This window comes from Streptomyces sp. NPDC057877 (assembly GCF_042796855.1).
GTDB lineage: Bacteria > Actinomycetota > Actinomycetes > Streptomycetales > Streptomycetaceae > Streptomyces.
This window is the reverse complement of the sequence record NZ_JBHVMS010000005.1, coordinates 164327-186828: the sequence shown is the minus strand read 5'-3', so window position 1 is coordinate 186828 and position 22502 is coordinate 164327. Positions and strand designations below refer to the sequence as shown.

Annotated in this window: 17 protein-coding genes; 10 read left to right on the top strand and 7 right to left on the bottom strand. The window is 71.5% G+C overall.

The genetic code is table 11. The features are described 5' to 3' along the window. Positions 1-20: 20 nt before the first annotated feature. Positions 21-1121, top strand: coding sequence for a calcium:proton antiporter (locus ACFVQG_RS15870; RefSeq protein ID WP_383382260.1), 1101 nt, complete (start codon positions 21-23; stop codon positions 1119-1121). Between the two features lie 17 nt (positions 1122-1138). Here the strand turns inward: ACFVQG_RS15870 and ACFVQG_RS15865 are convergent, their stop codons facing one another. Continuing rightward, complete coding sequence (locus ACFVQG_RS15865; protein ID WP_383383789.1) at positions 1139-2440, bottom strand: MFS transporter; 1302 nt, start codon at positions 2438-2440, stop codon at positions 1139-1141. Positions 2441-2735: 295 nt separating this feature from the next. On the opposite strand from ACFVQG_RS15865, the gene aroQ reads away from it, so the two are divergent. Next, the gene (gene aroQ, locus ACFVQG_RS15860; RefSeq protein WP_383382257.1) at positions 2736-3194 is read left to right on the top strand and encodes a type II 3-dehydroquinate dehydratase; all 459 of its coding nucleotides are present in this window, start codon (positions 2736-2738) and stop codon (positions 3192-3194) included. A 222-nt stretch (positions 3195-3416) separates the two neighbouring features. On the opposite strand, the gene ACFVQG_RS15855 is transcribed toward aroQ, so the two are convergent. Both ACFVQG_RS15855 and ACFVQG_RS15850 read right to left on the bottom strand, forming a co-directional pair. Beyond that, positions 3417-4073, bottom strand: a complete 657-nt coding sequence (locus ACFVQG_RS15855; RefSeq protein ID WP_383382254.1) for an MBL fold metallo-hydrolase — start codon at positions 4071-4073, stop codon at positions 3417-3419. A gap of 79 nt (positions 4074-4152) precedes the next feature. Continuing rightward, complete coding sequence (locus tag ACFVQG_RS15850) at positions 4153-4839, bottom strand: maleylpyruvate isomerase family mycothiol-dependent enzyme (RefSeq protein ID WP_383382251.1); 687 nt, start codon at positions 4837-4839, stop codon at positions 4153-4155. A gap of 224 nt (positions 4840-5063) precedes the next feature. Between ACFVQG_RS15850 and uvrA the strand changes: the two genes are divergently transcribed. Beyond that, complete coding sequence (gene uvrA / locus ACFVQG_RS15845; protein ID WP_383382248.1) at positions 5064-8024, top strand: excinuclease ABC subunit UvrA; 2961 nt, start codon at positions 5064-5066, stop codon at positions 8022-8024. A gap of 71 nt (positions 8025-8095) precedes the next feature. Here the strand turns inward: uvrA and ACFVQG_RS15840 are convergent, their stop codons facing one another. Beyond that, on the bottom strand, positions 8096-8668 hold the full coding sequence (locus ACFVQG_RS15840) for a YceI family protein (RefSeq protein WP_383382245.1): 573 nt from the start codon (positions 8666-8668) through the stop codon (positions 8096-8098). 100 nt (positions 8669-8768) lie between these two features. Here ACFVQG_RS15840 and ACFVQG_RS15835 point away from each other — a divergent pair, with 100 nt between their 5' ends. Further along, positions 8769-9629 (top strand): helix-turn-helix domain-containing protein, encoded by an 861-nt coding sequence (locus ACFVQG_RS15835; protein WP_383382242.1) that lies wholly within the window; start codon positions 8769-8771, stop codon positions 9627-9629. Positions 9630-9669: 40 nt separating this feature from the next. On the opposite strand, the gene ACFVQG_RS15830 is transcribed toward ACFVQG_RS15835, so the two are convergent. Beyond that, positions 9670-10581, bottom strand: coding sequence for a carbohydrate kinase (locus ACFVQG_RS15830; RefSeq protein ID WP_383382237.1), 912 nt, complete (start codon positions 10579-10581; stop codon positions 9670-9672). Further along, positions 10578-11726: a LacI family DNA-binding transcriptional regulator gene (locus ACFVQG_RS15825; RefSeq protein ID WP_383382232.1), complete on the bottom strand. Its 1149-nt coding sequence runs from the start codon at positions 11724-11726 to the stop codon at positions 10578-10580. The genes ACFVQG_RS15830 and ACFVQG_RS15825 overlap by 4 nt, the downstream gene beginning before the upstream one ends. Positions 11727-11887: 161 nt before the next feature. Between ACFVQG_RS15825 and ACFVQG_RS15820 the strand changes: the two genes are divergently transcribed. Further along, positions 11888-12313 (top strand): Rieske (2Fe-2S) protein, encoded by a 426-nt coding sequence (locus tag ACFVQG_RS15820; RefSeq protein ID WP_383382229.1) that lies wholly within the window; start codon positions 11888-11890, stop codon positions 12311-12313. Between the two features lie 78 nt (positions 12314-12391). Here the strand turns inward: ACFVQG_RS15820 and ACFVQG_RS15815 are convergent, their stop codons facing one another. Beyond that, positions 12392-13339 (bottom strand): hypothetical protein, encoded by a 948-nt coding sequence (locus tag ACFVQG_RS15815; RefSeq protein WP_383382226.1) that lies wholly within the window; start codon positions 13337-13339, stop codon positions 12392-12394. A 349-nt stretch (positions 13340-13688) separates the two neighbouring features. On the opposite strand from ACFVQG_RS15815, the gene uvrC reads away from it, so the two are divergent. The 5 genes from uvrC to ACFVQG_RS15790 all read left to right on the top strand — a co-directional run bounded on the left by uvrC (position 13689) and on the right by ACFVQG_RS15790 (position 22450). Continuing rightward, positions 13689-15869, top strand: a complete 2181-nt coding sequence (gene uvrC / locus ACFVQG_RS15810) for an excinuclease ABC subunit UvrC (protein WP_383382223.1) — start codon at positions 13689-13691, stop codon at positions 15867-15869. Next, positions 15866-17005, top strand: a complete 1140-nt coding sequence (gene rapZ / locus ACFVQG_RS15805; RefSeq protein WP_383382220.1) for an RNase adapter RapZ — start codon at positions 15866-15868, stop codon at positions 17003-17005. Before uvrC ends, rapZ begins: the two co-directional genes overlap by 4 nt. Beyond that, positions 17002-18093 carry a uridine diphosphate-N-acetylglucosamine-binding protein YvcK gene (gene yvcK / locus ACFVQG_RS15800; RefSeq protein WP_383382217.1) on the top strand — a complete coding sequence of 364 codons (1092 nt, stop codon included), beginning with the start codon at positions 17002-17004 and terminating at the stop codon, positions 18091-18093. Before rapZ ends, yvcK begins: the two co-directional genes overlap by 4 nt. Continuing rightward, on the top strand, positions 18084-19073 hold the full coding sequence (whiA, locus tag ACFVQG_RS15795; RefSeq protein WP_383382214.1) for a DNA-binding protein WhiA: 990 nt from the start codon (positions 18084-18086) through the stop codon (positions 19071-19073). The genes yvcK and whiA overlap by 10 nt, the downstream gene beginning before the upstream one ends. A gap of 422 nt (positions 19074-19495) precedes the next feature. Beyond that, positions 19496-22450 (top strand): M14 family zinc carboxypeptidase, encoded by a 2955-nt coding sequence (locus ACFVQG_RS15790; protein ID WP_383382209.1) that lies wholly within the window; start codon positions 19496-19498, stop codon positions 22448-22450. The last annotated feature ends 52 nt before the right edge of the window (positions 22451-22502 follow it).

Below are 22502 nucleotides of genomic sequence, written 5' to 3'. Positions count from 1 at the left end.
GCCCTTGCGAGGATCGCGGCATGATCGCTCGGCTCCGGTCGCTCATTCCCCGGTGGACCTCCGCCGTCCCGGTGCTCGCCGTCGTCCTGCTGGCCCTCACCTGGGGACGTGATCTGCCGGGCGCGGTCGTGGCCCTGGCCACCCTGGTGCTCGCCGGGGCCGTCCTGGCCGCCGTCCACCACGCCGAGGTCGTCGCACACCGGGTCGGTGAGCCGTTCGGCTCCCTGGTGCTGGCCGTGGCCGTCACGATCATCGAGGTCGCCCTGATCGTGACCCTGATGGCGGACGGCGGCGACAAGACCTCCACACTGGCCAGGGACACGGTCTTCGCCGCGGTGATGATCACCTGCAACGGCGTGGTCGGCCTCAGCCTCCTGGTGGCCTCCCTACGCCACGGCACGGCCGTCTTCAACGCCGAGGGCACCGGCGCCGCCCTCGCCACCGTGGCCACCCTGGCGACGCTCAGCCTGGTCCTGCCGACCTTCACCACGAGCGCGCCCGGCCCGGAGTTCTCCGGCGTACAGCTCACCTTCGCCGCGCTCTCCTCACTCGTCCTCTACGGCCTGTTCGTGGCGACCCAGACCGTCCGGCACCGCGACTACTTCCTGCCGCTCACCCGGGAAGGACAGGTGATCAGCGTGGACGATCACGCGCATGCGCCGTCCAGCCGCACCGCGCTGATCAGCCTGGCACTGCTGGCAACGGCACTGATCGGCGTGGTCGGCCTGGCCAAGGGCGTGTCGTCGACCATCGAGTCCGGCGTCGAGGCGGCCGGGCTGCACCACGCCGTCGTCGGCGTGATCATCGCGCTGATGGTGCTGCTGCCGGAGACCATCGCGGCGGTGCGCTCCGCCCGTCGCGACCGGGTGCAGACCAGCCTCAACCTCGCGCTCGGCTCCGCCATGGCCAGCATCGGCCTGACCATCCCCGCGGTCGCCCTGGCCTCCGTCTGGCTCTCCGGCCCGCTGCTCCTCGGCCTCGGCGCCACCCACATGGTGCTGCTCGCGCTGACCGTGGTGGTGGCCTCCCTGACGGTGGTGCCGGGCCGCGCCACACCGCTCCAGGGCGGTGTCCATCTGGTGCTGTTCGCGGCCTACCTCGAACTCGCCATCAATCCCTAGCCGCACGCACCCCGGGCTCAGCCGGTCGTCGCCTTCGCCACTGCGCCCGGCTCCGGCTCCCGCTCAGCCACCGGCACCCGCACCGGGCGGGTGTCCGGCAGCAGGGCGAAACAGGCCAGGCTGAACAGGGTGACCCCGGTCAGATAGGCGGCCACACCCCAGGGCACCCGGCCACCCTGATCCGCGAGCGCCGTCGCCACGATCGGGGTGAGGGCGCCACCGAGCACCCCGCCCAGGTTGTAGCCGACCGCGGCGCCCGTGCAGCGCACCCGTGGCTCGTACAGCTCCGGCAGATACGCGGCGATCACCGCGAACATCGTGACGAAGGCGAGCATCGAGCCCAGGAAGCCGGTGAACATCAGCAGCGGCGCCCCCGTCGCGAGCAGCGCGATCATCGGGAACATCCACAGGGCCGACGCCGAGCACCCGATCAGGCACAGCGGACGCCGCCCGTAACGGTCACCGAGGACCGCCGCCACCGGAGTGAGGGCGCCCTTCACCACGATCGCGGCCATGATGCAGGACAGCATGACGGTACGGCCCACCCCGAGCCGTTCGGTCGCATAGGCGAGGGACCAGGTGGTGACGGCGTAGAAGATCGCGTAGCCCGCCGAGAGGGCCCCGCCGGTCAGCAGGACCAGCCGCCAGTGGTCGCGGAAGACCTCGACGAGCGGCACGCGCGCGTGGTCGTCGATCTCCAGGAAGCGGGGACTCTCCGCGAGCGAGGAACGCAGCCACAGCCCGAGCAGCGCCAGCACCCCGGCCGCCCAGAAAGGCACCCGCCAGCCCCACGCCGAGAACTGCGCGTCGGTCAGGGCCGCCGACAGTCCCAGCATCACCCCGTTGGCGAGCAGGAAGCCCACCGCGGGCCCGACCTGCGGAAAGCTCGACCACAGCCCGCGCCGCCCCTCCGGAGCGTGCTCCGCGGTCAGCAGCACGGCCCCGCCCCACTCACCACCGAGCCCCAGACCTTGCAGAAAGCGCAGGACGAGCAGCAGCACCGGAGCGGCCACCCCGATGGTGTCGTACGTCGGTACACAGCCGACCGCGACCGTCGAGGCGCCGGTCAGCAGCAGCGAGATCACCAGGACGGGCCGCCGCCCGTGCCGGTCCCCGATGTGCCCGAACAGCACCGAACCCAGGGGCCGCGCGAAGAACCCCACCCCGAACGTGCCGAAGGCCGCCAGCGTCCCCGCCACCGGTGAGAAGGTCGGGAAGAACAACGGCCCCAGCACCAGCGCCGCCGCGGTCCCGTAGACGAAGAAGTCGTAGAACTCGATGGCCGTTCCGGCCAGTGCGGCGGCGGCGATGCGCAGCATGCCAGGTGTCTTCACGGTCTGTACATCGTGCATGCTGCGTCAACTACCCACAGTGACAAGGGGTTACGGGGGCGTGCGGAGGTGCGGTCTGTGTCAGTAGGTGATCGTGACGCGCCGGGTGGAGCCGTCGACGCGGATCGTGCCGTCGTAGGGGATGACGAACTGGGGGTCGGTGTGGCCGAGGCCCATGTCGGACCTGCGCGAGGATACGAGGGGTCGTCGCGGTGGTGCGCCGTGATAGACCGGGTGCGAGCAGCGGTCCTGGCGGACCGCCCCCGACGGACCCGGAGGAACCGTGCCCCGCACCCTCGCCAACGCCCCGATCATGATCCTCAACGGGCCCAACCTGAACCTCCTCGGCCAGCGCCAGCCCGAGATCTACGGCTCCGACACCCTCGCCGACGTCGAGTCGATGTGCGCCAAGGCCGCGGCGGCGCACGGCGGCACGGTGGACCTGCGGCAGTCCAACCACGAGGGCGAACTGGTCGACTGGATCCACGAGGCGCGGCTCAACCACTGCGGGATCGTCATCAACCCGGGGGCCTACTCGCACACCTCCGTCGCCATCCTGGATGCGCTCAACACCTGTGACGGCATGCCGGTGTTGGAGGTCCACATCTCCAACATCCACCAGCGCGAGTCGTTCCGGCACCACTCCTATGTCTCACTGCGCGCGGACGGAGTCATCGCGGGGTGCGGGGTGCAGGGCTATGTGTTCGGTGTGGAGCGGGTCGCGGCGCTGCTGGGGGCGTAGCCCTTGGGCGGCTGTTGCCGGGGCCGCCGGCCGAGGGCGGGGATGTGAGGGACCGGCGGCCCGTACCGCGCGGGAGCCGTCACCCGCGCGGGGCTGTCACCAGTTGACCGCGCAGCAGCGTGCGCCGGGAGTGCGCGTGGAACACCGGCGTGTGCAGAGGTTTCACACGGGGCGCGAACATGTCGACTCGCGCCCTCGGCGCACCGCCCGCGCGCAGTGTGCTCACCACCCGCGCGCGTGCCACTCCGGCAGATGCGGTCGCTCGGCGCCCAGCGTGGTGTCGTTGCCGTGTCCGGGGTAGACCCAGGACTCATCCGGGAGCACGTCGAAGATCTTGGTCTCCACGTCGTGGATCAGACTGGCGAACGCCGCCGGATCCTTACGGGTGTTGCCCACACCTCCCGGGAAGAGACAGTCCCCGGTGAACACATGGGGATGCCCGTGCGGGTCGTCGTAGACGAGGGCGATCGAGCCCGGCGTGTGGCCCACGAGATGGCGCGCGGTCAGTTCCACGCGCCCCACCCGGATGGTGTCGCCGTCGTCGACCAGGACCTCGGTCGGCACGGGGATGCCCTCGGCGTCGTCGCGGCCCGCGTAGGTACGGGCGCCGGTCGCGGCGACCACCTCGGCGAGCGCCTGCCAGTGGTCGCCGTGCCGGTGCGTGGTGACGACGGAGGCGATGCCGTCGTCACCGATCATGCCCAGCAGCGCGTCGGCGTCGTTCGCCGCGTCGATCAGCAACTGCTCGTCCGTGGCCCGGCAGCGCAGCAGATAGGCGTTGTTGTCCATCGGGCCGACCGCGATCTTCGTGATCATCAGGTCCCGCAGCTCGTGCACATCGGCCGGGCCGCCGACCTTCACCGCTCCGCTGTACGTCATGCTCGTCAGCCTATGCGCTCCGCTGGGCGCGTGGTTCGTCGGTGGTGCGTCGTGGCGGGACTCGTGCGAGTCCCCGCGCCTACAGCGGAGGCAGAGCGGGAAGGGCGCCGTCGGTCACCGTCAGGGACGAGCCGTCGCGGCGGCCGGACAGCCAGCCCAAGAGGTCCGGGAGCGTGCCGGAGACGGTCACCTCGGGCGTCGTGGCCGTGCGTCCCGTCGTCCACGCGCGCGTGCCGTCCGTCAGGCGGGTCGCGGGGACGTCGGGATTGCCGGTGAAGCGTTCGGCGAGGAAGGCCGTCTCCCGCTCCGCGAACTCCTCCGGGACGTCCTCCAGCCCGTAGCCGATCCCGAGGTCCACGTGGTGCAGCTCCACCTCCACCCAGCGGCGGAAGGGCACGCGGGCCGCGGTGTCGGTGACGCCGTTGCGCAGGGTGACCGTGCGGGACCAGTCCGCGGGCACGGCCGCCGCCTCCTGGAGACGGGCTGCGGTCTCGCGGACGTCGGCGAGCTGGACGTCGAGGGGGCGCGGGGCGTCGCGCTCGATGTCGGCGTCCCGCGCCTCGGCCGAGGCGTACATGGGACGCCCTTCCATGACGTTCACCAGGGCGTCGGCGTTGCGGGCGAGGTGGGCGAGGATGTGCCCCCGGGTCCAGCCGGGCAGGAGTGACGGTTGCGTCACTGCCGTGTCGTCCAGCTTGGCGGCTGCGTTGAGCAGCCGTTCGGTCGCTTCTTGTACAGAGGCCAGGTCACGAGCGTGATCAATCATGGTGCTGACAGTAGTCCGGCCACACCTTCGGGTGAAGGTAGTGAACCCGGGCCGTAAATCGAATGCACGTGCTATAAGGTCGGACGTGGCGTCGGGCATGCTGGATGGCCGGGGATTGTTGTGCAACCCGGGGGATCCGACCGGCGTTGTCAGTGGCTCCCCCTAGTCTGAGGAAGACGGGGGCCCCGCCCCTGTCACTTCTCTCAAGAAAGGTGCGGACCGGCGTGGCCGACCGTCTCATCGTCCGTGGCGCGCGCGAGCACAATCTCAAGAACGTCTCGCTCGACCTGCCTCGTGACTCGCTCATCGTCTTCACGGGCCTGTCCGGGTCGGGCAAGTCCTCCCTGGCCTTCGACACGATCTTCGCCGAGGGCCAGCGGCGCTACGTGGAGTCGCTCTCCTCGTACGCCCGCCAGTTCCTCGGCCAGATGGACAAGCCGGACGTCGACTTCATCGAGGGCCTCTCGCCCGCGGTCTCCATCGACCAGAAGTCGACCTCGCGCAACCCGCGCTCCACGGTCGGCACCATCACCGAGGTCTACGACTATCTGCGGCTGCTGTTCGCCCGCATCGGTAAGCCGCACTGTCCCCAGTGCGGCCGCCCGATCTCCCGCCAGTCGCCGCAGGCCATCGTCGACAAGGTCCTGGAGCTGCCGGAGGGCAGCCGCTTCCAGGTGCTGTCGCCGCTGGTCCGCGAGCGCAAGGGCGAGTTCGTCGACCTCTTCGCCGACCTCCAGACCAAGGGCTACTCCCGCGCGCGCGTGGACGGCGAGACGATCCAGCTCTCCGACCCGCCCACGCTGAAGAAGCAGGAGAAGCACACCATCGAGGTGGTCGTCGACCGCCTCACGGTGAAGGACTCCGCCAAGCGGCGTCTCACCGACTCGGTGGAGACCGCCCTCGGCCTGTCCGGCGGCATGGTCGTGCTCGACTTCGTCGACCTCCCCGAGGACGACCCCGAGCGCGAGCGCATGTACTCCGAGCACCTGTACTGCGCGTACGACGACCTGTCCTTCGAGGAGCTGGAGCCGCGCTCCTTCTCCTTCAACTCGCCCTTCGGCGCCTGCCCGGAGTGCACCGGCATCGGCACCCGCATGGAGGTCGACCCGGAGCTGATCGTCCCGGACCCGGACAAGACCCTCGACGAGGGCGCCATCCACCCCTGGTCGCACGGACACACCAAGGACTACTTCGGCCGGCTGATCGGCGCTCTCGCGGACGCCCTCGGCTTCCGGACGGACATCCCCTTCGCCGGTCTGCCCCAGCGCGCCAAGAAGGCCCTCCTGCACGGCCACAAGACCCAGATCGAGGTCCGCTACCGCAACCGGTACGGCAGGGAGCGCGTCTACACCACGCCCTTCGAAGGCGCGGTGCCGTTCGTCAAGCGGCGGCACAGCGAGGCCGAGTCCGACGCCAGCCGGGAGCGCTTCGAGGGCTATATGCGCGAGGTGCCCTGCCCCACCTGTGAGGGCACCCGGCTGAAGCCGATCGTCCTCGCGGTCACGGTCATGGGGAAGTCCATCGCCGAGGTCTCCGCGATGTCCATCAGCGACTGCGCGGACTTCCTGGGCGAGCTGAAGCTCACCGCGCGGGACAAGAAGATCGCCGAGCGGGTGCTGAAGGAGGTCAACGAACGGCTGCGGTTCCTGGTCGACGTCGGCCTGGACTACCTCTCGCTGAACCGCGCGGCGGGCACCCTCTCCGGTGGTGAGGCCCAGCGCATCCGCCTGGCCACGCAGATCGGCTCCGGACTCGTCGGCGTCCTCTACGTCCTCGACGAGCCGTCCATCGGCCTGCACCAGCGCGACAACCACCGGCTGATCGAGACCCTCGTCCGGCTGCGCGACATGGGCAACACCCTGATCGTCGTCGAGCACGACGAGGACACCATCAAGGTCGCCGACTGGATCGTGGACATCGGCCCCGGCGCGGGCGAGCACGGCGGCAAGGTCGTGCACAGCGGCTCCCTGAAGGAACTGCTCGCCAACGCCGAGTCGCAGACCGGTCAGTACCTGTCCGGCAAGAAGGCCATCCCGCTGCCGGACATCCGTCGCCCGCACGACCCGTCCCGGCAGCTCACCGTGCACGGCGCCCGGGAGAACAACCTCCAGGACATCGACGTGTCCTTCCCGCTGGGTGTGTTCACCGCCGTCACCGGTGTCTCCGGATCCGGCAAGTCGACGCTGGTCAACGACATCCTCTACACCCACCTGGCCCGTGAGCTGAACGGCGCCCGCAGCGTGCCCGGGCGGCACACGCGCGTGGAGGGTGACGACCTCGTCGACAAGGTCGTGCACGTCGACCAGTCGCCCATCGGCCGCACCCCGCGCTCCAACCCGGCGACCTACACCGGCGTCTTCGACCACATCCGCAAACTGTTCGCCGAGACGACCGAGGCGAAGGTCCGCGGCTACATGCCCGGCCGGTTCTCCTTCAACGTCAAGGGCGGTCGCTGCGAGAACTGCGCGGGCGACGGCACGATCAAGATCGAGATGAACTTCCTCCCGGACGTGTACGTCCCGTGCGAGGTCTGCCACGGCGCCCGCTACAACCGGGAGACCCTGGAGGTCCACTACAAGGGCAAGTCCATCGCCGAGGTCCTGAACATGCCGATCGAGGAGGCGACGGAGTTCTTCGAGGCGGTCCCCGCGATCGCCCGCCACCTCAACACGCTGAAGGACGTCGGTCTCGGCTACGTCCGCCTCGGCCAGGCCGCGACCACCCTCTCCGGCGGTGAGGCGCAGCGCGTCAAGCTCGCCAGCGAGCTGCAGAAGCGCTCCACCGGCCGCACGGTCTACGTCCTGGACGAGCCGACCACCGGTCTGCACTTCGAGGACATCAGCAAGCTGCTGAAGGTCCTGTCCGGCCTGGTCGACAAGGGCAACACGGTGATCGTCATCGAGCACAACCTCGACGTGATCAAGACCGCGGACTGGGTCGTCGACATGGGCCCCGAGGGCGGCGCGGGCGGCGGCCTCGTCGTCGCCGAGGGCACGCCGGAGGAGGTGGCCGGGGTCCCGGCCAGCCACACCGGCAAGTTCCTCAGGGAGATCCTCGGTGACCGGATCAGCGACGCCGAGCCCGTGAAGGCTCCCCGCCGGACGGCGGTGGCGAAGAAGACCGCCGGTGCCGTCGCCAAGAAGGCCGCGCCCGCCAAGCGGACGGCCCGGGCCCGCAAGGCCTGACGGCGAACAGGGACAGCGAGAAGGACCGGCGCCCCGCGGGAACTCCCCGCGGGGCGCCGCTCGTTGCACAGTCAGCCGCCCTGGCCCTGCGGCTCGAGGAACTGCATGTCCAGCTGAACCTTGACAACATCACCGAGGAGCGAGCCCCCGAAGTCCATCCCGTAGTCGCTGCGCCGGATCTCGCCCGTCGCCTCGAACCCGGCCCGCCTCCGCCCGTCCCCGGGAGTCTCCATCACCCCGCCGAAGTCGACGGCGAGCGCCACCGGGCGGGACACGCCCCCGATGGCCAGGTCCCCCTCCATCGTCCAGTCCTCGCCCTCCCCGAAGACGCGGGTCGAGCGGAAGGCCATCGTCGGACGCTTCTCCACGTCCAGCAGATCGGCCGAGCGGGTGTGCGCGTCCCGGTCGGCGTTCCCGGTGTCGATGGAGGCGAGCGCGATCTCGGCGGTCACCCGCACCTCCTCCAGCGACTCACCGACGTACAGCCCGGCCCGCACATCGGCGAAGCGTCCGCGCACCTTGGCGATCCCGAGGTGGCGGATGGTGAAGTTGACGGCGGAGTGCAGCGGGTCCATCTCCCACTCGCCGGGCGCCAGCGGGAGAGGGGCAACGGCAGTGGTCTGTGAAAGGTCGTCCTGAGTCATGCCTCCACCCTCGGCGTCCGGGCGGGCGGTAGGGAGACCGGGCCAAGGGTGGTAGTGACAGGGACACCATCCCGCGCGGCACGCGTTGTACGTTCGCTGGGTGAGCGACAACGAGCTGGGCACCTTCATCCGCACCCGCCGGGAAGCCATCACACCGCCCGAGGTGGGCCTCCCCACCGGCCCGCGCCGCCGCACCCCGGGGCTGCGCCGGTCCGAGCTGGCCACGCTCGCCGGGATCAGCGTCGAGTACCTCACCCGCCTGGAGCAGGGCCGCGACCGCAACCCCTCACCCCAGGTTCTCGGCGCCCTCGGCGACGCCCTGCGCCTGCCGTTGCCGGACCGCCTCCTGATGCGCCGCCTGGCCAAGGCGCACAGCGACGACCATGTGCTCTGCTCCATGGCCACCCCACCGGTCAGCACCGTGCGCGCCACCGTCCAGGCGCTGCTCGACCGTCTGGAGCCCACCCCGGCCGTGCTGCTCAACCGGATCAGCGACATCGTGACGTACACCTCGGGCTACGAGCGGTTCGCCCGGCCGCTCGGCCTGCTCGACGGCGACCCGCCCAACGTCCTGCGGTATCTGTTCACCGACGAGCGCGCCCGCGTCGTGTACCCCGGCTGGGAGCGGCTCGCCGACGAGCAGATCGCGCAGTTGCGCCAAGAGGCCCCGCTTCAGGACCCCCATGTGACCGCGTTGGCCGATGAGCTGACGGTGACGGCGGGTGCGGTGTTCGCCGAGCGGCTGGCCGCCGTGCCGACCATGCCCGCCCAGGCCGGAACGGATCTCGTGGAGCATCCGGAGGCCGGGCGGCTGCGGCTCGCCTTCGAGACACTCGCCCTGCCCGACGAGGGGCTGCGTCTGCTGGTCCACCTTCCGGCCGACGAGGCCACCGCCACGGCCCTGGACCGCCTCAACGGCCGAACCCCGGGCGCACTGCGCGCGGTCGGCGGCCGACGCTGACCGGTGGCGCCCCGACCGCCCGCCGCTGCGTCAGCCGCCGCTAGATGTCACCCAGCTCGTCGGCGTACGGCGGCTCCGCTCCCGCGCGTGAGCAGGTGATCGCCGCCGCGCGGGCCGCGAAGCGCAGCAGGCGTGTCCAGTGGGCGGCGTCCAGGCCCGCCACGGCGTCCGGGGACAGGGCGTCCCAGGCGGCGAGGCCGTGCAGCAGGGCGGCGTTCACGGTGTCGCCCGCCCCGATGGTGTCCACGACCGAGACCTTCTCGCCCGGCACGGAGTGCTCCGCGCCGCCCGCGGTGAAGACGGTGAGCCCGTCGCCGCCCCGGGTGATCACCACGGCGGAGGGACCCGCGGCCAGCCACTCGCGCGGGGTGCCGCCGAGCCAGCGGGCGTCCTCCTCGGAGAGCTTGAGCAGGGATATCGACGGCAGCCAGCTCTCGAAGCGGGCCCGGTAGGCGTCCGGGTCGGGGATCAGCACGGCCCGGATGTTCGGGTCGAGCGCGGTGAACACGCCTTCGGCGGAGACGGTGCGCATCAGCCGCTCGTAGGCGCTGGCGCCCGGTTCCAGGACGAGTGAGCAGGTGCCGAAGGAGACCGCGCGGGTCGCCGGGGGCAGCCGGTCGGGGGCGGTGAACAGGCGGTCGGCGGTGCCGTCGACGTAGAAGGAGTAGGCGGCCGAGCCGTCGCCGTCCAGGGTGGCGACGGCGAGGGTGGTGGGTTCCGGGCCGCGCTGCACGCTCGAGACGTCCACCCCGGCCGCCCGCAGCCCGTCGAGCAGGGCCTCGCCGAAGGCGTCGTGGGAGGCGCGGGAGCAGAAGGCGGTGGGGGAGCCAAGGCGGCCGAGCGCGACGGCGGTGTTGTACGGGCCGCCGCCGAGCGCCGGTTGGAGGCCCGCCAGGGCGCCCGTGCCCTGCGGTACCAGGTCGATCAGGGCCTCACCGGCGACGACGATCATGGGGCGGTTCCTTTCCGGTGCTGCGCGGGCTTTGGCCGCACAGGTTGCTGTGCGGGTTGGGGCCGCACAGTTCGCTGCTCGGGCTGGTGCCGCGCGGGCCGCTCCGGCCGCGGTCCGGCCGGGGGCGGCTGGTCGGGACAGCCGCACGACGTGCGGTGGACGAAGGCGCAGGGCAGGCGGACCGTCCGGGTGGGCCGGTCGGGCGCCGCCAGCCGTTCCAGGAGGACCCGGACCGCCAGGGCGCCGAGTTCCTTGCTGGGCTGGGCCACGGCGGTCAGCCGGGGGGAGAACAGGTCGGCCCAGGCGAAGTCGTCGAAGCAGCACAGGGCGATGTCGCCGGGCACGGCCAGGCCGTGGTCGCGCAGGGCACGCAGGGCGCCGATGGTCATCGCGTTGTTGGCGGTGACGAGCGCGGTGGGCGGGGCGGCGAGGGACAGCAGCGCCGCGGTGGCCCGCTCGGCGCCCGCCGCCTCGGAGTCGCCGTGCACCACCAGCCGCTCGTCGACGGGCAGCCCGGCCGCCGCCAGGCCGTGCCGGTAGCCGGAGATCCGTTCGCTGGTGGTGCTGAGCCCGGCCAGACCGGCGACCAGCGCGATCCGGCGGTGGCCGAGCCCGGCGAGATGGGTGACCAGCCGGGCCGTCGGCTCGGCGTTCTCGGCGCAGACCTGGTCGAAGCGGGGCGCGCCGTCGGCGGCGGCGTCCACCAGCCGGTCGAGGAGGACGGTCGGCACCTTGTGGCGGCCGAGGTAGGCGAGGAGTTCGCGGGGCTCGGCGGAGGGCGCGACGATCATGCCGTCCACGCGCCGCTCGTGCAGCAGCTGGACGACCTTGCGCTCATGCCGGGGATCGTCGTGCGGGTCGGCGATGAGCAGGCTGTAGCCGCTCTCCAGGGCGCTCGCCTCGACCCCCTGGAGGATCTCCGTGAAGTAGGGGTTGCTGATGGCCGACACCGCGAGCCCGATGGAGCGGGTGCGCGAGGTCACCAGGGAGCGGGCGAGGGTGTTGGGGGTGTAGCCGAGTTCGTCGATGGCGTCCAGGACGGCCTGACGGGTGCGGGGGAGCACGGGACGGGTGCCGTTGAGCACGTGCGAGACCGTCGCCACGGAGACACCGGCGCTCCGGGCGACATCGGCCATGGTCGCCAACGCGATCCCCCTCCTGAGTCGTCTGGCGGGGAAGGTATCCCATTCCGGACCGCGCGTAAACGCTTGCGCAAGCGTGTACGTCACCAACCGCCACCCGCCCCGCTCCCGCGCCGTCCCCCCGGCTATCGTCGGCACGCAGCCCACCGGAACAGGAGCACCGCATGTCCGCCCGCCCCACCCCCAGCCGCCGTACCGTCCTGCGAGGGGTGGCACTCACGCCCGTGGCGGGGACAGGGCTCGCCGCCTGTTCACCGGGACCGGACCGGGCGACGCGGGCGCTGCCGACCGCGCCGGTGGAGCTGGGCGCGGAGGGCGAGGTCGCCAAGGGCGGCGCCAAGCTCTATGCGGAGCACAACATGGTGGTGGGCCGGGGTGAGGACGGCACCCTGAAGGCGTACAGCACGGTCTGCACGCACGCGCAGTGCTCCGCGAACAAGCTGGAGGGGACGAGGCTGATCTGCCCCTGCCACGGCAGCGAGTTCGACGCGATGACCGGGGAGGCGGTGGTGCCCCCGGCCACGGAGCCGCTCACGGAACTGCCGGTCAGGGCCGAGGGCGGCAAGATCGTTGCGGGGCCGGTCGCCTGATGCAGACGCGAGGCCCTCGCCGGGCCCTTCCCCATGCCCTCCCGACGTCCTGCCCGCACCCCTTGGGGTCGCTTCCGCTCACTCCCAGTCCCAGCCGATCCCGACGATCCCCGACCGCACCCGGGGCTCGACGAGGTGCACGGAGTGGTGGCTGCCGGTCATGGTCAGTTCCTGGCGGCCACTGCGCGGCGCCGCCGCGGAGTGCTGGGTGAAGCGGTGGCAGCGTACGGGCAGGGCGTTCTCGTCGAAGCGCACCTGGAGCGCGTACTGGCCGCCCGCGGGGCCGAAGCCGCGGACGTACTCGCGCGAGACACCGGCCGTGCCGTCCTGGACGCCGTAGCGGAACAGGAAGGTGTCCCCGGCCCGCAGCCGGGTGTCGAAGAGTAGCTCGGCGACGAGCACTCCCGTCGCGTCGTCCCGGAGCACGCGCCCGGTGCGGCAGTTGTCGAGGGCCCGCACCGCCATGTGCTCGGGTGCGCAGCCGGGGTCCCCGTGGTGGACGGCGACGAAGCGGTCCACGCCGTCGCGGTGGGCGCGCACGATGTGGTGGGAGTCGCGGCCCAGCAGCTCCCGTCGGGCCCCGATCCGCACCCGCTCGTGGTGCCCGAGCATGTGCAGCCCGGCGTCGGGCGGGCAGTCCAGGTCGGCCAGCAGCTCCTCCAGGACGCCCGAGGCCGCGACGAGGGAGCGGTAGGTGCGGGTGGCGGGCTGCCGTCCCCCTGGGCGCTCGTCACCGTCGGCGAGCAGCCGGATCAGTGACTCGTCCGGCAGTTGGAGTATCTCCTCCAGCGCGCGCACGGCCCGCAGCGACTCGGGGCGCTGGGGGCGCCGGGCGCCCTGCTGCCAGTAACTCAGGCTGGTGACACCGACTTTGACGCCGTGGCGCGACAGATGGTGCTGCACTCGCTGGAGGGGCAGTCCGCGGGCGGCTATCGCGGCGCGCAGCGCGACATGGAACGGGCCGCCGCGCAGGGCCGTGTCCAGTTCCGCGGTGGCGAGGTCCGCGGGCTGTGTGGCGTGCGGCATGCAGGGGCCTTTCTCTGCTGGTTCACAACGGCTGGTCAGACCGTTCACGCGGTGTCGGGACCTCCCGGTCGGCGGCGGCCCCCCGCACGCCCGTGCCTCGCGCGCGCATGCACAGTGCGCGGGCGGGCACATTCGTACGCTGTCGCTCCGGTCCCGAGTTCCCCCGCATTGAAGCGTGTTGACCAAGTCCGGACAACACCTGATGCCCAACAGCGGCGTACTCCTGGCCGAGACGAGACGGACCCGGTCGCCTTCTCCCGGCAACCCCCTTACCGTCGGTAACCAGGGTTTGGCGAGGGTTATCCACAGGCCCGCCGGACTGTCAGCCCACGCCAGTAGGGTGTGAGACATGGCCGACCCCTCCAGCTACCGCCCCAGGCCGGGACAGATCCCGGATTCCCCCGGGGTCTACAAGTTCCGCGACGAGCACCGCCGGGTGATCTACGTCGGGAAGGCGAAGAGTCTGCGCCAGCGCCTGGCGAACTACTTCCAGGACCTGGCAGGGCTCCACCCGCGCACCCGCTCCATGGTCACCACGGCCGCGTCGGTGGAGTGGACGGTGGTGTCCACGGAGGTCGAGGCCCTCCAGCTGGAGTACTCCTGGATCAAGGAGTTCGACCCGAGGTTCAACGTCAAGTACCGCGACGACAAGAGCTACCCCTATCTCGCGGTGACGATGAACGAGGAGTTCCCGCGCGTACAGGTGATGCGCGGCCACAAGAAGAAGGGCGTGCGCTACTTCGGGCCGTACGCGCACGCGTGGGCGATCCGCGACACCGTCGACCTCCTGCTGCGCGTCTTCCCGGTACGCACCTGCTCGACCGGCGTCTTCAAGAACGCCGCCCGCACCGGCCGCCCCTGTCTGCTCGGCTACATCGGCAAGTGCTCCGCGCCCTGCGTCGGCCGGATCTCCGCCGAGGACCACAGGGAGCTGGCCGAGGAGTTCTCCGACTTCATGGCGGGCCGCACCGGTACCTATCTGCGCCGCCTGGAGAGGCAGATGACCGAGGCGGCGGAGGAGCTGGAGTACGAGCGCGCGGCCCGGCTGCGCGACGACATCGAGGCCCTGAAGAAGGCCATGGAGAAGAACGCGGTCGTCCTCGCCGACGCGACCGACGCCGATCTGATCGCGGTCGCCGAGGACGAGCTGGAGGCGGCCGTGCAGATCTTCCACGTCCGCGGCGGACGCGTGCGCGGCCAGCGCGGCTGGGTGACCGACAAGGTGGAGGAGATCACCACCGGCGCCCTCGTCGAGCACGCCCTCCAGCAGCTCTACGGCGAGGAGACCGGCGACGCCGTCCCGCGCGAGGTGCTCGTCCCGGCGCTGCCCGACCCGGTGGAGCCGGTGCAGCAGTGGCTCACCGACCGCCGCGGCGCCAACGTCTCCCTGCGCATTCCGCAGCGCGGCGACAAGAAGGCGCTGATGGAGACCGTGCAGCGCAACGCCCAGCAGGGGCTCGCCCTGCACAAGACCAAGCGCGCCTCCGACCTGACCACCCGCTCGCGCGCGCTGGAGGAGATCTCCGACGCGCTCGGCCTGGACAGCGCGCCGCTCAGGATCGAGTGCTACGACATCTCGCACCTCCAGGGCGACGACGTGGTGGCGTCCATGGTCGTCTTCGAGGACGGGCTCCAGCGCAAGAGCGAATACCGCCGTTTCCAGATCAAGGGCTTCGCCGGGCAGGACGACGTCCGGTCCATGCACGAGGTGATCACCCGCCGCTTCCGGCGCTATCTCGCCGAGAAGGAGCGCACGGGGGAGTGGGCCGACGGCGACCCCGGCCTCGCGGGCGACCCCGGCCTCGCGGGCGGCACCGGCGCCGCGAACGGCACCGGCCTCCCGAACGGCACCGATGAGACCCCGGACGGCACCGGCGAGACCCCGGCCATCCCCGCCGCCGTCGAGGTCCCCGCCGCCCCCCTCGACGAGGACGGCCGCCCCAAGCGCTTCGCCTACCCCCCGCAGCTCGTCGTCGTGGACGGCGGCAAGCCGCAGGTCGCGGCGGCCAAGCGGGCGCTGGACGAACTGGGCATCGACGACATCGCCGTCTGCGGCCTGGCCAAGCGGCTGGAGGAGGTCTGGCTCCCCGACGACGAGGACCCGGTGGTCCTGCCCCGCAGCAGCGAGGGCCTCTATCTGCTGCAACGCGTCCGTGACGAGGCGCACCGGTTCGCCATCACCTACCAGCGCACCAAGCGGGCCAAGCGCTTCCGGTCGAGCCCCCTGGACGACGTACCGGGGCTCGGCGAGACACGCAAACAGGCGTTGATCAAGCACTTCGGTTCGGTGAAGAAGCTGCGATCCGCGACAATTGACCAGATCTGTGAGGTTCCGGGTATCGGTCGTAAGACGGCCGAGACGATCGCCGTGGCCCTCGCCCAGGCGGCACCGGCCGCACCCGCCGTGAACACGGCGACTGGAGAGATCATGGAGGACATGGACAACGGGGCGCCCGAGACGACGGCGGGAGCCCCGGGGGACCCCGTAACCGCGGGATCCCCTGACGAGCGACGGGGGCAGGAGACATGACCGAGCACGAGTCCGAACACGCGACAGAATCCACGCCAGAGACGCCAGAGACGCCAGAGACGCCAGAGACGCCAGAGACGCCAGAGACGCCAAAGACGCCACAGGCGCCCGAGGCACCCCAGACACCCGAAGCGCGCCCGACACCCGAAGCGCGCCCGACACCCCAGGCACCAGAGACGCCCAGCACATCCGGAACGCCCGACACCACCCCCGACACCACCCCCGACACCATCTCCGACACCACCCCGGGCGCCTCCAGCGGCGTCCCCGAGGCCGCCATCCCCGAGCTGGTGATCATCTCCGGGATGTCCGGCGCGGGCCGGTCCACCGCCGCGAAGTGCCTGGAGGACCTCGGCTGGTTCGTCGTGGACAACCTCCCGCCCGCGCTGATCCCCACCATGGTGGAGCTGGGCGCCCGCTCCCAGGGCAACGTGGCGCGGATCGCGGTCGTCGTCGACGTACGAGGGCGCCGTTTCTTCGACAACCTCCGGGAGTCACTCGCCGACCTGGAGGCGAAGCACGTCACCCGGCGCATCGTCTTCCTGGAGTCCTCCGACGAGGCCCTGGTGCGCCGCTTCGAGTCGGTGCGCCGCCCGCACCCCCTCCAGGGCGAGGGCCGCATCGTCGACGGGATCGCCGCCGAGCGCGAACTGCTGCGCGAGCTGCGCGGTGACGCGGACCTGGTGATCGACACCTCCAGCCTGAACGTGCACGAGCTGCGCGCCAAGATGGACGCCCAGTTCGCGGGCGAGGAGGAGCCCGAGCTGCGGGCCACGGTGATGTCCTTCGGGTACAAGTACGGCCTGCCGGTCGACGCGGACCTCGTCGTCGACTGCCGCTTCCTGCCCAACCCGCACTGGGTGCCGGAACTGCGCCCGTTCACGGGCCTCAACGAAGAGGTGTCGGGCTATGTCTTCAACCAGCCCGGCGCCAAGGAGTTCCTCGACCGCTACGCCGAGCTGCTCCAGCTGATCGCGACCGGCTACCGCCGTGAGGGCAAGCGCTATGTGACCATCGCGGTCGGCTGCACCGGCGGCAAGCACCGCTCGGTCGCCATGTCGGAGAAGCTCGCCGCGCGCCTGGCGGCCGAGGGTGTGGAGACGGTGGTCGTGCACCGGGACATGGGACGCGAATGACAGGACGTACGTTGCGGCTGAGCAGGCTGCGCCGGATCACCCCCGAGGGACGCGGCGGCAGGTCGTCGGACGGGGGGCGGGCCAAGCCCGCCGAGGGCCGCGGTGGCCGTCCGCGCCGCCGCGGCGCCCAGCCCAAGGTGGTCGCCCTCGGCGGCGGCATGGGCCTGTCCGCCTCGCTCGCCGCGCTGCGCCGGATCACCGGCGACCTCACCGCCGTGGTCACCGTCGCCGACGACGGCGGCTCCAGCGGGCGGCTGCGGGACGAGCTGGGCGTGCTGCCGCCCGGCGATCTGCGCAAGGCGCTGGCCGCGCTGTGCGGGGACGACGACTGGGGCCAGACCTGGGCCCGGGTCATCCAGCACCGCTTCCAGTCCCACGGCGAGATGCACGGCCACGCGGTCGGCAATCTGCTGATCGTCGCCCTGTGGGAGCAGCTCGGCGACCACGTCCAGGCGCTCGACCTGGTCGGCAAGCTGCTCGGCGCGCACGGGCGGGTGCTGCCCATGTCGGCCGTGCCGCTGGAGCTGCAGGCCCTGGTCAGGGGCCATGACCCGGACCGGCCCGAGGACACCGACACCGTCCGCGGCCAGGCGACCGTCGCCCTCACGACGGGCGAGGTGCAGTCGGTGCACCTGGTGCCGCACGACCCACCCGCGGTCCCGGAGGCCGTGGCGGCGGTGCTGGACGCGGACTGGGTGGTGCTCGGTCCCGGCTCCTGGTTCTCCTCGGTCATCCCGCATCTGCTCGTGCCCGAGTTGCTGGGCGCCCTCATGGAGACCAAGGCCCGCCGGGTACTCTCCCTGAACCTCGCCCCGCAGCCCGGAGAAACCGAGGGCTTCTCCCCGCAGCGTCATTTGGAGGTTTTGGGACGACACGCCCCTAAACTCGCCCTGGACGTGGTGCTGGCCGACGAGGCCGCCGTGCCCGACCGCGACTCACTCACCGACGCCGCCCGGCGTTTCGGGGCCGCGGTCGAGCTGGCCCCGGTGGCCAGGACGGACGGGACTCCGCGGCATGACCCGGAGCTGCTGGCCGCCGCGTACGACCGTATTTTTCGGATGCATGGAAGGATCGGCCCATGGCGATGACGGCAGCGGTGAAGGACGAGATCTCCCGGCTCCCCGTCACCCGGACCTGCTGTCGGAAGGCGGAGGTCTCCGCCATTCTGCGGTTCGCCGGCGGCCTCCATCTGGTCAGCGGGCGCATCGTGATCGAGGCGGAGCTGGACACCGCGATGGCGGCGCGCCGCCTCAAGCGGGACATCCTGGAGATCTTCGGCCACAGCTCGGAACTGATCGTGATGGCGCCCGGCGGTCTGCGCCGCGGCTCCCGGTACGTGGTCCGGGTCGTCGCGGGCGGTGACCAGCTGGCCCGGCAGACGGGCCTCGTCGACGGGCGGGGCCGTCCGATCCGCGGGCTGCCCCCGCAGGTGGTCTCCGGCGCGACCTGTGACGCGGAGGCGGCCTGGCGCGGGGCGTTCCTGGCGCACGGCTCGCTCACCGAGCCGGGCCGCTCCTCCTCCCTGGAGGTGACCTGCCCCGGTCCGGAGGCCGCGCTCGCCCTGGTCGGCGCCGCCCGCAGACTCTCGATCGCCGCGAAGGCGCGCGAGGTGCGCGGTGTGGACCGGGTCGTCGTCCGGGACGGCGACGCGATCGGCGCCCTGCTGACCCGGCTCGGCGCGCACGAGTCGGTGCTGGCCTGGGAGGAGCGCCGGATGCGCCGCGAGGTCCGCGCGACGGCCAACCGGCTGGCCAACTTCGACGACGCCAACCTGCGCCGCTCCGCCCGCGCGGCGGTGGCCGCCGGTGCCCGGGTCGCCCGCGCGCTGGAGATCCTCGGTGACGACGTCCCCGAGCACCTCGCCGCCGCCGGACGCCTGCGCATGGAGCACAAGCAGGCCTCCCTGGAGGAACTGGGCGCCCTCGCCGACCCGCCGCTGACCAAGGACGCCGTGGCCGGTCGGATCCGCCGACTGCTGGCGATGGCCGACAAGCGCGCCACCGACCTGGGCATCCCGGGCACGGAGGCCAACCTCACCGAGGAACTGGCGGACAACCTCGCGGGCTGACACACCCTCACCGCGCCCGACACGCCGCCGCGCCCCCGAAAACCCGCCCGACACGCGCCGCGGCCCCGAAACCCTGCCCGACACGCGCCGCACCCCTGAAACCCCGCCCCACACACCGCGCGCGCCCGAAACGCCACCCCCCACCCCCCACACACACCGCGCGCGCCCGAAACCCCACCCCCACCCCCACCCCCCGCGCGCCCCCGACACCACGAACCACGCCCCCCACCCCCCCCACACACGAGCCCCCCACACTGCGCCCCAACAAGCCGGTGCCGACGCCCACTTGGCGCTCGGTACCGGCGTTTCGCGTAAGTGCCGGAATATGCCCGTAAACCCTCTGACGCACCCTTGACTGGATCAAGAACTGACATGAGCCTGGCATCCATTCGCCGCGTGGCGAATCACAGCTAGGGGGGTACATGAGACACAGAGCGAGATCGATCCTCGCTGTCAGCGCGCTCCTGTTGACCGGAGCGGGCCTCGCGCCCATCGCCCAAGCCCAGCCCGCGGACCCGTCCGCCGCGGACGCCGACGAAGTCAAGGTCTTCCGCGCCGAGGTCACCAAGAAGCAGGTACCCCTGCTGCTGGAGGCCGGTCAGGACGGCCATGAACTCAGCGAGACGGTACCCGCGAAGGGCACCGCCACCGTCGAGGTCTACCTCACCGACCAGCAGGCCACGAAGCTGGAGAAGAAGGGCGTCGACCTCACCGAGCACACCCTGTCGGCCCGCGCCGAGAGCCGTGTGGCAGCCGCCGCCGAGGGCGTGTTCCGCCCGTACGGCGGCGACGGCGGCCTCAAGGAGGAGATCCTCGCCACCGCGCAGGCGAACCCGGCCCTGACCAAGGTCGTCTCCATCGGCAAGACGGTCAACGGCCAGGACATCCTCGCCCTCAAGCTCACCAAGAACGCCAAGAAGACCAAGGACGGCGCCAAGCCGTCGGTGCTGTACGTGTCCAACCAGCACGCGCGCGAGTGGATCACGCCGGAGATGACCAGGCGGCTGCTCCACCACTACCTGGACAGCTACAAGACCGACAAGCGCGTCAAGAAGATCGTCGACACCACCGAGCTGTGGTTCGTGCTCTCGGCCAACCCCGACGGCTACGACTACACCTTCCAGCACGAGGACAACCGCCTCTGGCGCAAGAACCTGCGGGACGTCAACGCCGACGGTGCCATCAGCACCGGCGACGGCGTGGACCTGAACCGCAACTTCGCCTACAAGTGGGGCTACGACGACGAGGGTTCGTCCCCCAACCCCACCAGCCAGACCTACCGCGGCGCGGGCCCGAACTCCGAGCCCGAGACCAAGGCACTGGACGCCTTCGAACGCCGTATCGGCTTCGAGTACGGCATCAACTACCACTCCGCCGCCGAACTCCTGCTCTACGGCGTCGGCTGGCAGGTGGCCACCGACACCCCCGACGACGTGCTGTACAAGTCGCTGGCCGGTACGCCGGAGAACTCCGCGATCCCGGGCTACCGCCCGCAGGTGTCCTCGGAGCTGTACACCACCAACGGCGAGGCGGACGGCCACGCGGCCAACGTCAACGGCACGGCGATGTTCACCCCCGAGATGTCGACCTGTCAGACGATCTCCAACCTCTACCCGGACGACCCCTGGAACGCGGCCGACTGCCAGTCGGTCTTCAACTTCCCCGACGACGAGAAGCTGATCCAGGACGAGTTCGAGAAGAACATCCCCTTCGCGCTCTCCGTCGCCGAGTCCGCCGCGACCCCCGACCAGCCGAAGTCCTCGGTCGGCATCGAGGCGCCCGACTTCACCCCGGCGCCGTTCAGCACGTCGTACTCGCGCGGCGCCGACCAGGAGGTCTCCGTCGTCGCACGCAAGTCGGTGCGCGACAAGGAGCTGAAGTACCGCGTCAACAACGGCCGTACGCACGAGGCGGACCTGCGCGCCTGGCGGGGCGGCGAGACCTACGGCGGTGAGGACAACCTCCACTTCGACGAGTACCGGGCCAAGGTGCGGCACGGCGAACCCGGCGACAAGGTCGAGGTGTGGTTCACCGGCGAGACCCGCAGGGGCAAGCCGACCGCCAGCGAGCACTTCACCTACACCGTCGCCGAACGCCCGCGCGCGGACGTCCTCGTCGTAGCCGAGGAGGGCACCGCCGCCACCCAGGCGCAGACCTACGTCGACGCGCTGAAGGCCAACGGGCACAAGGCGGTCGTCTGGGACGTCGCCACCCAGGGCGCGCCCGACGCGCTCGGCGTCCTCGGCCACTTCGACGCGGTCGTCCACTACACCGGCGCGGCCGTCCCCGGCATCGCCACCCAGCTCCACCTGCGGGCCTACCTCAACGAGGGCGGCAAGCTGATCGAGGCGGGGGAGCGCGCGGGCGGCAGCGTCGACCTCGGCGACGGCACCCCGTCGAACGACTTCAGCCAGTACTACCTGGGCGCCTACACCCGTACGTCGCTGCCGTCCGTGACCTCCTTCGAGGGCGCGGGAGCGCTCGCCGGGGCCGACGGGGCGCTCGGTGCCGCGCCGGGCAACCCGCTGGACACGGCGGGTTCCTTCAGCGTCACCTCCGACTCCCTGCCGACGGCCACGTTCCCGCAGTTCGAGAGCGCGGGCGCGGGCCGGTACCCGGGCACGGTCAACCCGTACGGCCCCTACGAGGGCGACTCCATGGCGGCCGTACGCCACTCCGACTACGCCTGGAACCGGCTCTCCCGCACCGTCGACCTCGGCTCGGTGGCCGCCGCCGACGCCCCGACGCTGACCACGCGGATGTTCTGGGACACGGAGGAGGGCTACGACCACGTCCTGATCGAGGCCCGCACCGCCGGGGGCGACGACTGGACCACGCTCGCGGAGACCGGGGGCGCCACCAGCACCACCGTGCCCGAGGAGTGCGAGGCCGGGTACTTCATCCAGGCCCACCCCGCGCTCAAGCGGTATTTGACCCTGGGCGCCGACGGCTGCACGGCCACCGGTACCAGCGGTTCCTTCAACAGCCTGACCGGTGTCTCGCCGGGGTGGCAGGAGGTGGCCTTCGACCTGTCGGCGTACGCCGGGAAGACGGTGGAGATCTCCATCAGCTATGTCACCGACCCGGGCTCCGGCGGCCGTGGCGTCCTGGTGGACAACGCGTCCGTCGTCGTCGGCGGCCAGTCGACGGGCACCGAGGGCTTCGAGACGTCCCTCGGCGCCTGGACCGTCCCCGGACCGCCCGCGGGCAGCCCCGCGGTGGTCCGGGACTGGGCGCTGACGGGCGAACTGTTCCGGACATTCGGCGCCGTCGCCACCGACGACACCGTGCTGCTGGGCTTCGGGCTCGAGCACCTCACCGTGCCCGCCGCCCGCAGCGCCCTGCTGGGCAAGGCGCTGGCGGCCCTGGGCAGCTGACCAGACCAGCGTGTCAACGGCACACCGGGCTCCGTAGCCGATGTGAGTGAGC

Coding starts and splice junctions, on each gene's coding strand:
- ACFVQG_RS15840 (WP_383382245.1), bottom strand. CDS start 8,668: ATGACTCAGGACGACCTTTCACAGACCACTGCCGTTGCCCCTCTCCCG.
- uvrC (WP_383382223.1), top strand. CDS start 13,689: ATGGCCGACCCCTCCAGCTACCGCCCCAGGCCGGGACAGATCCCGGAT.
- ACFVQG_RS15855 (WP_383382254.1), bottom strand. CDS start 4,073: ATGACGTACAGCGGAGCGGTGAAGGTCGGCGGCCCGGCCGATGTGCAC.
- ACFVQG_RS15815 (WP_383382226.1), bottom strand. CDS start 13,339: ATGCCGCACGCCACACAGCCCGCGGACCTCGCCACCGCGGAACTGGAC.
- ACFVQG_RS15830 (WP_383382237.1), bottom strand. CDS start 10,581: ATGATCGTCGTCGCCGGTGAGGCCCTGATCGACCTGGTACCGCAGGGC.
- ACFVQG_RS15820 (WP_383382229.1), top strand. CDS start 11,888: ATGTCCGCCCGCCCCACCCCCAGCCGCCGTACCGTCCTGCGAGGGGTG.
- rapZ (WP_383382220.1), top strand. CDS start 15,866: ATGACCGAGCACGAGTCCGAACACGCGACAGAATCCACGCCAGAGACG.
- whiA (WP_383382214.1), top strand. CDS start 18,084: ATGGCGATGACGGCAGCGGTGAAGGACGAGATCTCCCGGCTCCCCGTC.
- ACFVQG_RS15870 (WP_383382260.1), top strand. CDS start 21: ATGATCGCTCGGCTCCGGTCGCTCATTCCCCGGTGGACCTCCGCCGTC.
- ACFVQG_RS15865 (WP_383383789.1), bottom strand. CDS start 2,440: ATGCTGCGCATCGCCGCCGCCGCACTGGCCGGAACGGCCATCGAGTTC.
- ACFVQG_RS15850 (WP_383382251.1), bottom strand. CDS start 4,839: ATGATTGATCACGCTCGTGACCTGGCCTCTGTACAAGAAGCGACCGAA.
- yvcK (WP_383382217.1), top strand. CDS start 17,002: ATGACAGGACGTACGTTGCGGCTGAGCAGGCTGCGCCGGATCACCCCC.
- ACFVQG_RS15790 (WP_383382209.1), top strand. CDS start 19,496: ATGAGACACAGAGCGAGATCGATCCTCGCTGTCAGCGCGCTCCTGTTG.